At 53.8% G+C, this 13726-nt stretch carries 13 protein-coding genes; all 13 read left to right on the top strand.

The features are described 5' to 3' along the window. Positions 1 to 26 precede the first annotated feature (26 nt). The 13 genes from IM317_RS18995 (at position 27) to IM317_RS18935 (ending at position 13517) form a co-directional block, all read left to right on the top strand. Positions 27 to 674, top strand: a complete 648-nt coding sequence (locus IM317_RS18995) for a DUF2931 family protein (protein WP_071993588.1) — start codon at positions 27 to 29, stop codon at positions 672 to 674. A 78-nt stretch (positions 675 to 752) separates the two neighbouring features. Beyond that, on the top strand, positions 753 to 1079 hold the full coding sequence (locus IM317_RS18990) for a tetratricopeptide repeat protein (RefSeq protein ID WP_065420447.1): 327 nt from the start codon (positions 753 to 755) through the stop codon (positions 1077 to 1079). Then, entirely contained in the window at positions 1070 to 1333 is a 264-nt protein-coding gene (locus IM317_RS18985; RefSeq protein WP_071993587.1) for a tetratricopeptide repeat protein, read from the top strand. Before IM317_RS18990 ends, IM317_RS18985 begins: the two co-directional genes overlap by 10 nt. Before the next feature lie 37 nt (positions 1334 to 1370). After that, complete coding sequence (locus tag IM317_RS18980) at positions 1371 to 1637, top strand: PAAR domain-containing protein (RefSeq protein ID WP_071993586.1); 267 nt, start codon at positions 1371 to 1373, stop codon at positions 1635 to 1637. 3 nt (positions 1638 to 1640) lie between these two features. Continuing rightward, positions 1641 to 2795, top strand: coding sequence for a hypothetical protein (locus IM317_RS18975; RefSeq protein ID WP_033146126.1), 1155 nt, complete (start codon positions 1641 to 1643; stop codon positions 2793 to 2795). Continuing rightward, positions 2782 to 6198 (top strand): ImcF-related family protein, encoded by a 3417-nt coding sequence (locus IM317_RS18970; RefSeq protein WP_033146125.1) that lies wholly within the window; start codon positions 2782 to 2784, stop codon positions 6196 to 6198. The genes IM317_RS18975 and IM317_RS18970 overlap by 14 nt, the downstream gene beginning before the upstream one ends. Next, the gene (gene tssA, locus IM317_RS18965; protein ID WP_033146124.1) at positions 6198 to 7793 is read left to right on the top strand and encodes a type VI secretion system protein TssA; all 1596 of its coding nucleotides are present in this window, start codon (positions 6198 to 6200) and stop codon (positions 7791 to 7793) included. The genes IM317_RS18970 and tssA overlap by 1 nt, the downstream gene beginning before the upstream one ends. 20 nt (positions 7794 to 7813) lie before the next feature. After that, positions 7814 to 9577: a type VI secretion system baseplate subunit TssF gene (gene tssF / locus IM317_RS18960; protein ID WP_033146123.1), complete on the top strand. Its 1764-nt coding sequence runs from the start codon at positions 7814 to 7816 to the stop codon at positions 9575 to 9577. Continuing rightward, positions 9532 to 10635: a type VI secretion system baseplate subunit TssG gene (gene tssG / locus IM317_RS18955; protein WP_033146122.1), complete on the top strand. Its 1104-nt coding sequence runs from the start codon at positions 9532 to 9534 to the stop codon at positions 10633 to 10635. Before tssF ends, tssG begins: the two co-directional genes overlap by 46 nt. Continuing rightward, positions 10616 to 11152, top strand: coding sequence for a type VI secretion system lipoprotein TssJ (gene tssJ, locus IM317_RS18950; RefSeq protein WP_072196542.1), 537 nt, complete (start codon positions 10616 to 10618; stop codon positions 11150 to 11152). Before tssG ends, tssJ begins: the two co-directional genes overlap by 20 nt. After that, complete coding sequence (gene tssE, locus IM317_RS18945; RefSeq protein ID WP_033146120.1) at positions 11145 to 11597, top strand: type VI secretion system baseplate subunit TssE; 453 nt, start codon at positions 11145 to 11147, stop codon at positions 11595 to 11597. Before tssJ ends, tssE begins: the two co-directional genes overlap by 8 nt. Positions 11598 to 11611: 14 nt before the next feature. After that, positions 11612 to 12082, top strand: coding sequence for a hypothetical protein (locus IM317_RS18940; protein ID WP_033146119.1), 471 nt, complete (start codon positions 11612 to 11614; stop codon positions 12080 to 12082). Between the two features lie 103 nt (positions 12083 to 12185). Continuing rightward, on the top strand, positions 12186 to 13517 hold the full coding sequence (locus tag IM317_RS18935; protein ID WP_033146118.1) for a VasL domain-containing protein: 1332 nt from the start codon (positions 12186 to 12188) through the stop codon (positions 13515 to 13517). The last annotated feature ends 209 nt before the right edge of the window (positions 13518 to 13726 follow it).

Below are 13726 nucleotides of genomic sequence, written 5' to 3'. Positions count from 1 at the left end.
GCCTGAAATATGCAGTGAGGGAAATAATGAAATCAATAGCCAGACAAATTTCGTTTTTATTACTTGCGGGTTCTGTTAGTGCCTGTGCCAGTGAACAACCTAACAGTCTTAAAACGCCCTGGGACAAATGGTACTTTGCCTTTACTACCCCAAAAGCTTTACCAGCACAGGTTACATTGTTAAAACTGTTGGATGTTGATGGTTATGCATCGACATATCGGACTATCGATCAGCCACAAGGGATTAGTGTAGGTAAATGGAGTGAACGTAATTCTGCGGGGAACACCCAGTTTAATAAAGCCGACAGATTGCCACAGATAATGATATTTTGTTGGGACTCAATCATCGATAAAAAAACATATCAGTCAACTTTATTTTTCTCTCAAAATACATGGGATAAAATGATTACTCCTTATCCTGATGTATTAGAGCCTGGGAAGAATGCATATCGACAAACGATGTTAATAGGATTGGCGCCGGAAGGAAAAGTACGGGTCTGGTTGAGGCAATATGGCCATTCGGACATCTCATTGAATGATACAAAAATAACGACTGTTTCAGGCAAAAACCTTGATATGTGCAAAGGAGTGACAGGGCACCCTAATGGGTATGTTTACTATGGAGATACTCCTGATTTTATCAAAGATAAGACATACCCTTATGGTAATTGGTAATCGTTGTAAATAGTAATAGTTAATGATGTTCATCATTAACTATTAATGATCTATCATGCTTTTGTGAAGGGTGTTTTTATGAAACCATTTTACGTATTAATGTTGTTTTTTATCTCCGCTTTGTGTTTTTCTGAAACTATCACTATAGACCCAACATCAACTACTAAAGCAGACGATGCAAACTCAATGGCTAATGTTTATCGTTTGGGCATGGGTGTTCCTAAGGATATGAAAAAAGCATTTGAACTCTATCAGGTTGCTGCTGAACTCGGAAACACGGATGCTCAGGTCGATTTAGGCGATATGTATTATTCTGGCGAAGAAACCCCTCAGAGTTACGAAAAGGCCAATTACTGGTATGAGAAGGCTTCGAAAACAACAGCGCTAAAGCTCAGATGTATTTAGGTTACGCATACCTTTATGGTGAGGGCGTCGCTGTGGATTATGATAAAGCCAAAAATTTTCTCGAGCTTGCAGTTAATCAAGGCGAGCCTTCAGCCATGTATCATTTAGGTACGATGTATTTTAATGGTAAAGGAATTGCTGTAAATAGAAGTAAGGCCATCCCACTATTCCAAAAAAGCTGCTCTGCAGGTGATTCTAATGCGTGCAATAAGTTAAAAAAATTAATTTTTAGAAATAATGTTTTACCTGCTTAAAGAAATGAATATCAGGAAATGAAAAAGGGAGATTCGTATGTCTAAAGGTTTTGTATTGATTGGTGATAAAACCACTCATGGCGGCCAGGTCATTTCTGCCTCATCAACAATGGTAGTAAATGGAAAAAATGTTGCCCTCGTGGGTGATAAGGTCAGTTGCCCAATAGTGGGGCATGGCATTAATGCCATTATTGAAGGATCGCCTGAATGGACCTCTGACGGTAAAGCCGTGGTTGTGGATGGTTGCCACTGTGAGTGCGGTTGTCAGGTGATCTCCAGTGCACCGGATTGTGTAATAGGATAAGTAATGAGCTGGGAGCGTCAGAAATCAACAATATCGACTAAGCCTGAAGAACCTTCATTCATCCTGTGGATGATGTTGGGGGCTTTCGCGCTGGTCGGTTGTGTACTGCTGTTTGTCCTGCATGCCAATAAACTGGCCGGGCCACTTCAAACATTTAATCTTTGGGCTGTCACCGCAGGCCCTGCAGTTCTCTGGTTTTTCTTTCTGTGTCTGCGTGGCTGGATCTATAACAATGCTTTTGACAGACACGAATTTGAAACCAATGAGGCAGAGTATGCGCAACAACAGTGGATGGAGTGGTCTGGACGCAATATCGCAGTATTGCATAGTGGCATCATGCTGCCTGCAAATCTGACACCTCAAAATTTTATTGCAGCCCCGCCAACGCTGCAGCAGAACACATCTCTAACTCAACGAATTTGTCTGCCAGTTCATGAGACCCATTTTTCTTTTCTGCTCGCAGGGTTAGGTCCAGTTCTTGCAAAGTTGCCTTCAGATTTAATACCAGCCGTCACGCTGCTGACAGATTCTCACGATGATCTTCAGGTATTGCAGGATGCATTTGCCCATGCCTGGCAGGCAGTCATTCTGGATCGTTCTGTTCCACAGTTGACCGTTCGTACGTCAAAGACCTTCCTCTCACTTGATGAGCGAATTAAATCACCAACGCTGGATATGGACTTAATCCTGATTCACCAGACGCAGGGGCGGGACGCGTACAGTGATGCCCTGGCCGTCCTATTGTTGACCTCTGATGATGTCGCCACAAAAAATAATCTTTCGCTGAATGCACGTCTTTTGCGTCCAATGGCTCTTGATATGGCGATTTCAGAAAAATCGCTGGATACATTTTTCTCGACACAAACTCAGGCTTGTGCCACTTCCAGTATTGTCGGCGACAGAGTGGAATGGGGTAAGGCATTTTCTGATTTACTCGCAGTGACACAGGATTATGGCGGTCACTGGAAACCAGAACAACTCCACTGGCTGGAAAAATATGCCGGGCTCAGCGGCCCCTTTTCTCCATGGATAATGGCAGCCGTCGCCAGCGATATCGTGAACATACAAAAAGCAGACTGTCTGATGCTTTCTACAGATGGTGAGCAGGAATTTATTAATACAGTGCAAACAGGGAACCGAAACGATGACCACGGGTGATTCAGCATGGCGCGGAGTCTGGGGAAGACTGGGCTTCTCCGCGCTTTTAGCAGGCGGAATTGCCTGGTGTATCTGGCACTTTGGCGATCAAATGGGGCTGCATACTCCGTTACTTAAAGGGTTGGTCATTGCCGGTGCTCTGATTTTATTGATGCTGTTGCGCCATGGCAAAACCATTACACTTGCCATCAAACAGGGCTGGCATCGCTTTCAGTCAAAACGCAAAAATGTTCTGCCCGTCGATGAGGGACGTGTTGAGCAGACTGCCCCCCGTAACGTTACCGTCGACACCATCCGTGACGCCATGCGTAACCTCTACGGCCGGCGCTGGGGACGTAAAACCCGCATCCTGCTAATAACCGGTACGGCCGCAGAAGTGGAGCAACTGACTCCGGGTCTGACGGCGCAGCTCTGGCAGGAGGACCGCGGCACGCTGTTGCTGTGGGGCGGTGACCTCAATACGCCAGCGGACAGTGCCTGGCTGACCGCGCTGCGCAAACTGCGCCGTCGCCCGGTAGATGGGCTGGTGTGGGTCACCTCGGCCTTTGACCAGCTCTCAGCACCAGGGCTGGAGCCGCCATTGCCGGTGCCGTCTGAAAGCGCCATGGATGCCCTGTCTCGCGCCATCAGCGCGCGTATGGAAACGATTGGCTGGAAACTTCCTCTCTACGTCTGGTCCCTGCACCCGCGCGCCGGTAAGCCGGAAGGGCGCATTTCGCAGGCGACCGGTTGTCTGTTGCCTGCCGGGTGTCATACCGAAGGGCTGGCAGAGCAGCTCTCCGCCCTGACACCGGATTTGATATCACAGGGTTTGCAGCAGACCTGCGGTGAAGTGAAACATAACTTCCTGCTGACGCTTGCCGACCAGCTGATTCGTGAACCGGAAAGCGTGACCGCACCGCTGTCGGTGATGCTCAATCCGTACCGCCCGCTGCCGCTGGCTGGTGTGGTTTTCAGTCAGTCCTCTGCCGGTGCCGAACGTGCCGTGACGCACCACTGGGGCATGGATAAGCGCTGGGATATTCTGCCTGAATCTGTCCGGATGCTTCCTGCTGGACTGCGTCCGCGCAAGCCGGGCGTTCCCTGGCGCAAAGTGTTTGCGTCGGTTGTCGCCCTGTCGATGGTGGGCTGTGCTGCGTGGATGAGCATCGCGTATGTCACCAACCGCAGCCAGATTGACGGTGCGAATGCCCAGGCCGCTCTCGCTGCCCGTCAAAACCAGCCGCTGGAACAGCGCCTGCACGCGCTGTCTGGACTTCAGAAAATGCTGGCCCGACTGCAGTACCGTTCAGAAAACGGCGTGCCGTGGTACGAGAAGGCCGGACTGAGCCAGAATAACGCCCTGCTGGCCGCACTCTGGCCACGTTATCAGAACAGCGCACTACCGTTGTTGCGGGATGCGGCTGCGGACCATCTGCAGACTCAGCTCAGTGCCTTCAATGCGCTGCCGCCGGGCAGCCCGCTGCGTGAGCAGATGGCAAAAACCACCTGGGAGCAGCTCAAGCTCTACCTGATGCTGGCGCGTCCGGAACATATGGACGCCGCCTGGTTCAGTTCGGCGCTTCTTCGTGACTGGCCAAAACGTGATGGTGTGAAAGACGGCGTCTGGCAGGGCGTAGCACCGTCGCTGCTGTCGTTCTATGGCGCGCAGCTCGCTGTGCACCCGGAATGGAAGCTGCGTGCGGATGAGAGCATGGTCAGCCAGGCGCGTTCCCTGCTGGTACGCCTAATGGGCGTGCGTAACAGTGAATCGACCCTGTACCAGAAGATGCTCTCCAAGGTGGCTCATCTGTATGTCGATATGCGCCTTGAAGATATGACTGGCGATACTGATGCATCCCGTCTGTTCAGCACCACGGAAATTGTACCTGGCATGTTCACACGCCAGGCCTGGGAGCAGGCCGTCCAGCCCGCCATTGACAAGGTGGTGAAAGCGCGCCGGGATGAGCTCGACTGGGTGCTCACTGACAGCAAGCAGGTGAATAAACAGAATGAGACCTCACCGGAAGCGCTGAAAAAACGCCTGACGGAGCGTTATTTCGCGGACTTTGGCGGGGCCTGGCTGGAGTTTCTGAACAGCCTGCGCTGGAACCAGGCGCCCACGCTGTCGGATTCTATTGACCAGTTGACCCTAATGGCCGACGTGCGTCAGTCACCGCTGGTGGCGCTGATGAATACCCTGAATGTACAGGGTCGTACCGGGCAGACAGGCGAAGCCATTTCGGATTCGCTGGTTAAATCAGCGAAAAACCTGCTCGGTGGTGACAACAAAGATGCCATTGACCAGAGCGTCGGTGTTCACGGCCCGCTGGATGCGACCTTTGGTCCTGTGCTGGCGCTGATGGACAAGAACCGCACGGGGGCACAGGAGCTAAGTTTGCAGTCGTTCCTGACCCGTATCACACAGGTGCGTCTGCGTTTGCAGCAGGTAACGAATGCTGCGGACCCACAGGCTATGACCCAGACCATCGCCCAGACAGTATTCCAGGGCAAAGCGGTAGACCTGACTGAAACTCGTGACTACGGCAGCCTGATTGCCGCCGGTCTGGGTCAGGAGTGGAGCGGATTTGGGCGGACAGTTTTTGTGAGTCCGATGGAGCAGGCCTGGCAGCAGGTGCTTACCCCAGCGGCCAATAGCCTCAACGCCCAGTGGCAGCAGGCGGTGGTTGCTGAGTGGAACAGTGCCTTCGGCGGACGCTATCCGTTTAACAATTCTAGCAGTGATGTATCCCTGCCGCTGCTGGCTAAATACCTCAATGCAGATTCCGGGCGTATTGCCCAGTTCCTGCAGAACCGCCTCAAAGGCGTGCTGCACAAAGAAGGCAATCACTGGGTGCCAGACAGCATCAACTCGCAGGGGCTGGCCTTTAACCCTGCATTCATGAATGCCATTAACACCCTGAGTTATATCTCCGATATCGCCTTCACTGAAGGCAATGCAGGGATGAACTTCGAACTTCGTCCGGGGACTGCCGATGGGGTGATGCAGACCAACATGATCATCGACAGCCAGAAGCTGACTTATGTTAACCAGCTCCCGGCATGGAAGCGCTTCACCTGGCCTGCTGATACTGAAGCTCCGGGGGCGAACCTGAGTTGGATAAGCACGCAGGCGGGCACCCGCCAGTACGCTGATATCCCAGGTGCATGGGGCTGGATCCGCCTGCTCGATAAAGCCGTCGTCAGTGCTTACCCGGGCGTCGGCAGCAGCTACAGCTTGAGCTGGAAAGCACAGGATGGTCGCACCCTCAATTATACCCTTCGTACCGAAGCTGGAGAGGGGCCGCTGGCACTGCTGAAGCTGCGCAATTTCCGTCTACCGGAAACCATCTTCAGTACCTCCGGTGCAACACTATCAGACCAGGTTATCAGTGCAGGAAATGCTACAGAGGACGTATATTGATGAGCACGCTCTATGCCTTACTTAATGCCTGCCAGGCTGATCAGGGGCCACTGCTTGCCGCCACCCGTGAGCGTGTGGCGCAGTGGGACAGCTGGCTGCAGCCGCTGTCTGGGGCGTCACCCGCTGGCGAAGACCCAGGTTATGACGACGATTTCCAGCAGATTCGCGAGGAAATTAATAAGCTCTCTGGCGCCAACATCGAGCTTATTTGCCTGCATGCAGAAAAGATTTTAACCACCGTTGCGAAAGATATCCGTGTCGCAACCTGGTACTGCTGGGCGAAGCTGCACCGCGAAGGTGAGCAGGGGCTGGGTGAAGGACTTGAACTGCTGGCCGGTCTGCTGGAGCGCTTTGGTACACAACTGCACCCGCAACGTGATCGCAGCCGTAAGGCGGCGCTGGAATGGCTGGCAGGATCGCGCATGACTGACTCTCTTTCCCTGTACCCGGAAGTTGTTAGGGAAGAAGCGATGCGTACCACCGGAGCGCTGCTGCTGATAGCCGGGCTTACTGAAAACGAACCAGATGTAATCCGTCCGGAACTCAATGCGCTGTACGGTGCCCTGGAAAGTCGTTTGCAGAAAGCCGGGGGGATGGATGCGGTGGTACCGCAGAACGCCAGAACCAGCGAAACCCCTTCATCTGTCAGCCATAGCGATGCCCCGGCCATCGGGCGAATCACTTCAGGCCAGGATTTGCTGTCCCAAGCCCGCATACTCACCGAATACTTGCGCGAGCAGCCTGACGGCTGGTTGTCAGCGCATCATCTGATGAAAAGCCTGCGCCATGACACCCTCCGGGCCATCCCGGCTCCGGATGCGCAGGGGCGTACACGCATCGAGCCGCCAAGAGCGGATCAGCGCGCGTTACTCAAACGCCTCTACTTGCAACAGAACTGGGCTGAAATGCTGGAAACGGCCGACAGCACCTTTTCCCGCGGTGCCAATCACCTGTGGCTTGATTTGCAGTGGTATATCCACCAGGCGCTGACGAAATCAGGGCAGGACACCCTGGCTGACATTATTGCTGCCGATCTGAAAGGGCTGTTGTCGCGCCTGTCCGGGCTGGAGACGCTGGCTTTCAGTGACGGCACGCCGTTTGCGGACGAAGTGACTCTGAACTGGATCCAGCAGAGTGTGCTGGACACCGTCGGCGGGTGGGGCAATGAGACCCCAGCCGCTCCGAGCACCGCCGGTAACGATGACATTCTGGCGCTGGAGCCGGAAGCCGTGGCGCTGGCCGACAGTGAAGGCCCGGATGTCGCGCTGGGCTGGTTACAGACCCGGCCGGGTATGACCACCGATCGTCAGAAGTGGCTGTTGCGTCTGCTGATGGGGCGCATTGCTGAACAGTACGGCAAAAATGACCTGGCGGTGCACCTGTTTGCAGAGCTGGGTGATCGTGCCAGAGAAGTGACCCTCAGCAACTGGGAACCTGAGCTGTTGTTCGAGGTACAGGCCCGCCATCTGAAACTCCTGCGCCTGAAAGCCGGTCGCAGTGAGGCTGATAAGGCCCGCCTTACGCCGGTAATGGACCAGTTACTTGCCGGACTGATCGCCGTCGATCCTGCTCGTGCCGCCGTGCTTTGCGGTTAAATCCACAGGAACAGAAATAAATGGAAGATTTGACCCTGCGCTATTTCGATGCAGAAATGCGCTACCTCCGTGAAGCGGCCAAAGAATTTGCCCGAACCCACCCGGACCGGGCCGCGATGCTTGACCTGGATAAGGCCGGCACACCCGATCCGTATGTTGAACGCCTGTTTGAAGGCTTTGCTTTCTCGATGGGGCGGCTGCGTGAAAAGATTGACGACGATCTGCCGGAACTTACCGAAGGTCTGGTCAGTATGCTCTGGCCTCACTACCTGCGTACCATTCCGTCGCTCTCGGTGGTGGCGTTCACGCCTGTGCTTCAGGCCGTGAAGATGGCGGAAGTCATGCCCGCGGGTCTGGAAGTGTACTCCCGCCCGGTAGGGCCGAAGAACACGGTCTGCCGTTACCGCACCACCCGCGATGTGATGCTCAATCCGCTGAACATCTCAGGGGTAACCATGATCACTGAGCCTGACGGGCGTTCGCTGCTGCGGATGCGTTTTGCCTGTAGCACACAGGCGGACTGGTCCCATGCGGACCTCAGCCACCTGAGCCTCTATCTCGGCGCAGATGCGCCAGTCAGCAGCCAGCTACACCTGATGCTGACCAGGCGGCAAGCCGCCCTGTATATGCGTCTGCCAGGGCAGACTGACCGTATTCGCCTGGACGGGTACTTTTCGCCGGGAGGATTTGCGGAGGAAGACGGGCTGTGGCCGAAGGGGGATACTGCCTTCAGCGGCTACCAGCTGCTGCTGGAGTATTTCACCTTCCGCGACAATTTTATGTTCGTCCACCTCAACGGTCTGGACGGGATTACGCCGCCTGCGGGAGTAGAGTACTTCGACATCGAAGTCGTGTTCAGTACGCTGTGGCCATCAGACCTGCCGGTCACCGATGACGCGGTTCGTCTGCACTGCGTGCCGGTGATTAACCTGTTCACGCTGGAAGCTGACCCGCTCACCATTACGGGGCTTGAAAGTGAGTACCTGCTGCGCCCTAAACGGCTGCAGGACGGACATACCGAGATTTATGCTGTGGATTCGGTCATAGGCTCAAACCGGACCGGTGACGCGGAGTATGTACCGTTCAGCAGCTTCCGTCACAAGGGCGGTATGATGCGTCGTCACGCCCCGCCACGCTATTACCACACCCGCGTTAAGCGGGGCGTTACCGGGCTGTATGACACCTGGCTGATTCTCGGTGGTCACCAGTGGGAGGATGACAGGCTGTTTGAGCGTGAAGCCGTTTCGCTGCAAATTACCGGCACCAACGGTCAGTTACCGCGCCGGGCGCTGCAGAGCACGCTGCTTGACCGCTGTGAGCAGGTGGTGCAGACGCCACTGACGGTGAAAAACCTCTGCAAACCCACGCTGCCGGTTTACCCGCCAGCAGAAGACCGTTTTCACTGGCGGGTACTGAGCCACCTCGGCTCTGGGTTCCTGAACATGATGAGCACCGCCGAAGTGCTGCGCGGCACGCTGGCACTCTATAACTGGCAGGAGGATGAACTGAACACCCGCCGTCTGGAGGCGATTCAGCATGTGGAGCACCACCGCCTGCAGCGTTTTGAGCAGGGCTACCTGTTGCGGGGGCTGGATATCGAAGTGACCATCGACAGCAACGGCTTCACCGGTGAGGGCGATATTCACCTGTTCGGTGAAATGCTCAACCGGTTCTTTGCGCTGTATGCCGATATGAACCTGTTTAACCAGCTCACCCTCATTGTTCAGCCAGAAGGAAAATGCATCCGGTGGAAAGAGAATCACAGTCCGCGTCTGCCCGGCTGATAGCGCAACTGGGGGACCGGCTACCATATATCAACTTTTACCGCTTCTGCCAGCTGCTGGAGCAAAGCCAGCCGGATAAACCGGTCACTGGCAGCACCTGGCAGGTACGACATGAACCGGTACGCTTCCGGCCCCATCCAGGCATGGGATTTCCGGCATCTGAAATCAAAGGAATTGAGCAGTCTGAACATTCCCATCTGCCGCCGAATGTGCGCATCACTTTTATGGGGCTCTACGGCGTGGAGTCCCCTCTGCCGACGCACTATATCGATGACATTACCCAGCGGCGGGAAGGGTATGAGGCCACCGCGGATTTCCTCGATATTTTCAACCACCGGTTGATTGCTCAGTACTATCGCATATGGCGTAAATACTCGTACCCGGCGACCTTTGAAGAGGGTGGGAAGGATAAAATCTCGCAGTACCTGTTGGGGCTGGCGGGACTCGGCATTGACGGCTGTGCACAAAACATTGCCACCCCGGCCTCACGCTTTCTGGCGCTGCTGCCGGTCATGTTGCTGCCCGGACGTACCGCAGAGGGTATGACCTCACTGGTGCGCCTGCTGGCACCCAATACACTGGCGAAAATCTGGCACCATGACAAACGCCGCGTGCCTGTGAAGAAACCTTTGGTTATGAGCGTCAGCCAGCCAGTCACCCTGACAAACCGTCCGGTGATGGGTAACTATGCCACCGACGTAAACAGCCAGGTGCTGATGCGCCTGACAACCACTGACTCAACTGAAGTGCTGGGCTGGTTACCGGGCGGGGAGCTTCACTCGGACCTTATGACGCTGCTGTATGTGTATCTTGGAACTCGCCTGGATGTCCGCCTGCAGCTATCCGTCGACCGTAGCCTGCTGCCGGACGTGACAATGAACATTAAGCCCGATGCCGGAGCCGGGCAGCTGGGCCGCACCGCCGTGATGCGGCCGCTGAATGCAGCGAACACCGTCACGCACTCCAAAACCATAACCATCAATCTTGGCCGCTATGAGCGGGTACAGGAAAATATTCACCGCAGGGAGACCGATGAAGATGGCGATTATCGCTGGTAAATTTCCTCTGGCAGCTCTGGCCGTAGGTATCACACTGATACTTGCTGGCTGTGGGCTGACTCAAAAAGTCACAGATGGCACCGTTGCTGTGACCAAATCGATTTTTTATAAGCAAATAAAGACCCTGCATCTGGATATTCGTGCCCGTGAGGCCGTTAACAGCAATGCTGGCGGCGTGGCACTGTCGACGGTGGTGCGCATCTACCAGCTTAAGGATCGCAAAACGTTCGACAGTACTGACTATCCGTCACTGTTTAAAGAGGACAGTCAGGTCATCAAAGCAGACCTGCTGGTGGAGAAAGATATCCTCCTGCAGCCGGGCGGGGCGGTCACGGTCGATATACCAATGGAGGAAAATGCGCAGTACGTGGCGGTGGCAGGGATGTTTATGTCACCGGACCAGGACAACAATACCTGGCGTGTGGTAATGAGCCGCGATGACCTCGATCCGGATAAGGCACGCGTCATTGAGGCGGGGAACAACCGCCTGACCCTGAAGGCGCTGAAAGATGAATGAGACGCCCCGTTCCTCGCTTTACGAGACGCTATTTGGCAATTTTACCGGTGGGTTCGATCTGCATCAGGTCAGCGAAGAAAATCAGGTCATCCTTTCGGTTCTGGACAACATGCAGCGCGTTCTCAACTGTCGCGCCGGCACGTTGGCGCACCTGCCTGATTACGGGCTGCCCGATATGACAAAAATCCTGCAGGGCATGCCGGGAACGGCCCATGAGTTCATGGGCACATTGTCTGCCGTCCTGCTCAAGTATGAACCGCGCCTGAAAAAGATAGACGTTGTTCTGCTGGAGCAGAACATTCCCGGCGAGCTGCGCTATGCCATTGACGCTGAACTTAAAGGGATTGGCCTGGTGCGCTATGGGACTGAGTTTATGCCCGAAGGACGGGTCCTGTTGCGGCATCTCAGGCAACAGCAGTATCTCGACACAACACCTCGTATATAAGGTCAGTTAACACCATGTCAGTAAAATCACAGTTCCTGAAGAAGTTGCAGGCGCGACAACCTTCACCTGTTCCCGCAGTTAGCAAGAGTCAAGCCGATATTGCAGAGTTTCGCATGCGAATGGCTCAGCTTCAGGAGCAAATGGACGCGTGGCTGACAGATACCGGACTGAATGCAGAGCCACTGACGGTATACGTTCCTGACCTGCTGGTGGAGGGCGGGGCTTTTGATATTTCCGGTATTGTCCTGCGTTATGGTAACCGGGCGGTTAAGTTTATGCCGATATTTCTGTATGGACAGGGAGTTGCAGGCTGTGTCGAGGTGACTTTTTTTTCCGGGTACAGCGCGATTTCTCAAGGACGCCTGTTCATGCGGGTGGGGAGTGTATATGACTGGATCTTTATTCCCCCTGATACATCACCTCAGTCAGGACAACTATTTGATGAAGGTGTTTTTTTCGGCCTGATTTTAGCGCTGCTGCCCTAGCAATAACATTCATTCCTTTATTAGTCATTGCGTTTCTACACGCAAAATTGCTTTACACATCAACTGACGATATTAACCGACACGGATATGCAGGCCCTGCAGAATGACCAAACATATAACGTTAAAAACCGGCGGCGACCCGCGTACGCTGCCAGATTATGCCGCCCTCCGCGATGAACTCAGTAAGCTTACACATCCTGCTCGCCCTGATGTGAACTGGCAATATGTCCAAAGACTCTGTCTCTCAATGTTTGAACAGAACGGTGTGGAGTTGCAGACAGCAGCCTGGTACACCCTTGCTCGTACTCACCTGTCTGGATTAGCTGGCCTGAATGAAGGGCTTGCGATTCTGGAGGCCCTGATTAGCCACCAGTGGGACACCTTATGGCCGAAGACGCAACACGCTCGTTTGGAAATCCTTAGCGGCCTGAGCCAGCGCCTGCAGCAGCGCATGCGTATGCTTCCATTCAACAGCAGCCATCTTAGTGAGCTTTATCGTGCGGAAGCGTTACTTACCAGCCTGAGCGCGGTGCTCCAGCGCCTTGAGCTTAAACACCTTAGCCAGTTCGATACGTTACGAACGTTGATACGTTCAAGTGCTGAACGGCTGGAAAGCAGTAATGACAAGTCCGATTTGAATGTGAACATGAAGCCCGATAGCGAATCGACTCTGGAGAAAGCCGAACCGATCGAAGAAGTGAAATGGGTATATGTTGTGCATCAGGAAAATCAGCCGAATGGGGAGGATCGTACGACAGCCCCCGTGCCTGTCAGACAGTGGAAGCCCTTTATTACCGGGATGTGTTCCACACTGGTGGTGTGCTTCGCTGTGGCGTGGGGATGGGCTTCTTTGTCCAGACCCGACCCCCTGGCGACTCAGGCTTTTGCCTCTCTGGCTCCGTTACCTGAAGTGCTCACGCCTGTGCAGCAAGACGCGTTAACACTGCGAGGTACTTTACCGTCCACGTTTATCACAGACACGCAGCAGCAGCTTGCCCGCCTGGATAAACTGCCTCCTGACTGGAATCTTTCCTACAGCCTTCAGCTGTTAAAGCAGCTCCAGACATTATGGCCGGAGGAGGCGAAACCGCTCACAATGCAGTGGCAGCAAAAATTTAACGCGGCAGCGTTACCTGTCGACGCAATGAACAGCTGGTATCAGGGAATGATGACGCTTCAGCAACTGAGTCATCGGCTGAGTAGTCTGGACGAGCAAAAAGGAAAATACATCACGGTAAGCGAGCTTAAATCGGTAGTTTTTTCGACTATACAGTCATTTAACCAGACGATACCGGCTGAAGAACAACTCAGGCGCCTGTCACAGCATCCAGCAGGAGATGCGCTTCCTGAAGCAGAAAAGACTCAACTGGAGTTGCGTCTTAAACAGCTGGCAACGCGTTACGCTCAAATAAAACAGGATTCTTCTGCTCAGTGAATTCTGGCGGTAGACAGACGAATGTGCTGGAAAAAGCGGGAGGGTAAAGTGTCCCTGCATGAATGAAACCTGCTAATTTATTCCATGAAATATAAGGATATTTTTTCTGTTTAAATATTGAGTTATACATGTAAATATACACATGTATTAAAGCTTGTGCTCTAACAGGTCTGGACTCATTCTATAACGCCTCCATCATACAGCCTCCA

The organism is Enterobacter cloacae complex sp. S3 (genome assembly GCF_014930495.1).
Classification (GTDB): Bacteria; Pseudomonadota; Gammaproteobacteria; order Enterobacterales; family Enterobacteriaceae; genus Enterobacter; species Enterobacter asburiae_B.
This window is presented reverse-complemented; position numbering and strand designations above follow the sequence as displayed.

What these genes read in the sequence shown, in the direction of transcription:
- IM317_RS18995 (WP_071993588.1), top strand. Translation starts at nt 27, where the DNA reads ATGAAATCAATAGCCAGACAAATTTCGTTTTTATTACTTGCGGGTTCT.
- IM317_RS18990 (WP_065420447.1), top strand. Translation starts at nt 753, where the DNA reads ATGAAACCATTTTACGTATTAATGTTGTTTTTTATCTCCGCTTTGTGT.
- IM317_RS18985 (WP_071993587.1), top strand. Translation starts at nt 1,070, where the DNA reads ATGTATTTAGGTTACGCATACCTTTATGGTGAGGGCGTCGCTGTGGAT.
- IM317_RS18980 (WP_071993586.1), top strand. Translation starts at nt 1,371, where the DNA reads ATGTCTAAAGGTTTTGTATTGATTGGTGATAAAACCACTCATGGCGGC.
- IM317_RS18975 (WP_033146126.1), top strand. Translation starts at nt 1,641, where the DNA reads ATGAGCTGGGAGCGTCAGAAATCAACAATATCGACTAAGCCTGAAGAA.
- IM317_RS18970 (WP_033146125.1), top strand. Translation starts at nt 2,782, where the DNA reads ATGACCACGGGTGATTCAGCATGGCGCGGAGTCTGGGGAAGACTGGGC.
- tssA (WP_033146124.1), top strand. Translation starts at nt 6,198, where the DNA reads ATGAGCACGCTCTATGCCTTACTTAATGCCTGCCAGGCTGATCAGGGG.
- tssF (WP_033146123.1), top strand. Translation starts at nt 7,814, where the DNA reads ATGGAAGATTTGACCCTGCGCTATTTCGATGCAGAAATGCGCTACCTC.
- tssG (WP_033146122.1), top strand. Translation starts at nt 9,532, where the DNA reads ATGCATCCGGTGGAAAGAGAATCACAGTCCGCGTCTGCCCGGCTGATA.
- tssJ (WP_072196542.1), top strand. Translation starts at nt 10,616, where the DNA reads ATGGCGATTATCGCTGGTAAATTTCCTCTGGCAGCTCTGGCCGTAGGT.
- tssE (WP_033146120.1), top strand. Translation starts at nt 11,145, where the DNA reads ATGAATGAGACGCCCCGTTCCTCGCTTTACGAGACGCTATTTGGCAAT.
- IM317_RS18940 (WP_033146119.1), top strand. Translation starts at nt 11,612, where the DNA reads ATGTCAGTAAAATCACAGTTCCTGAAGAAGTTGCAGGCGCGACAACCT.
- IM317_RS18935 (WP_033146118.1), top strand. Translation starts at nt 12,186, where the DNA reads ATGACCAAACATATAACGTTAAAAACCGGCGGCGACCCGCGTACGCTG.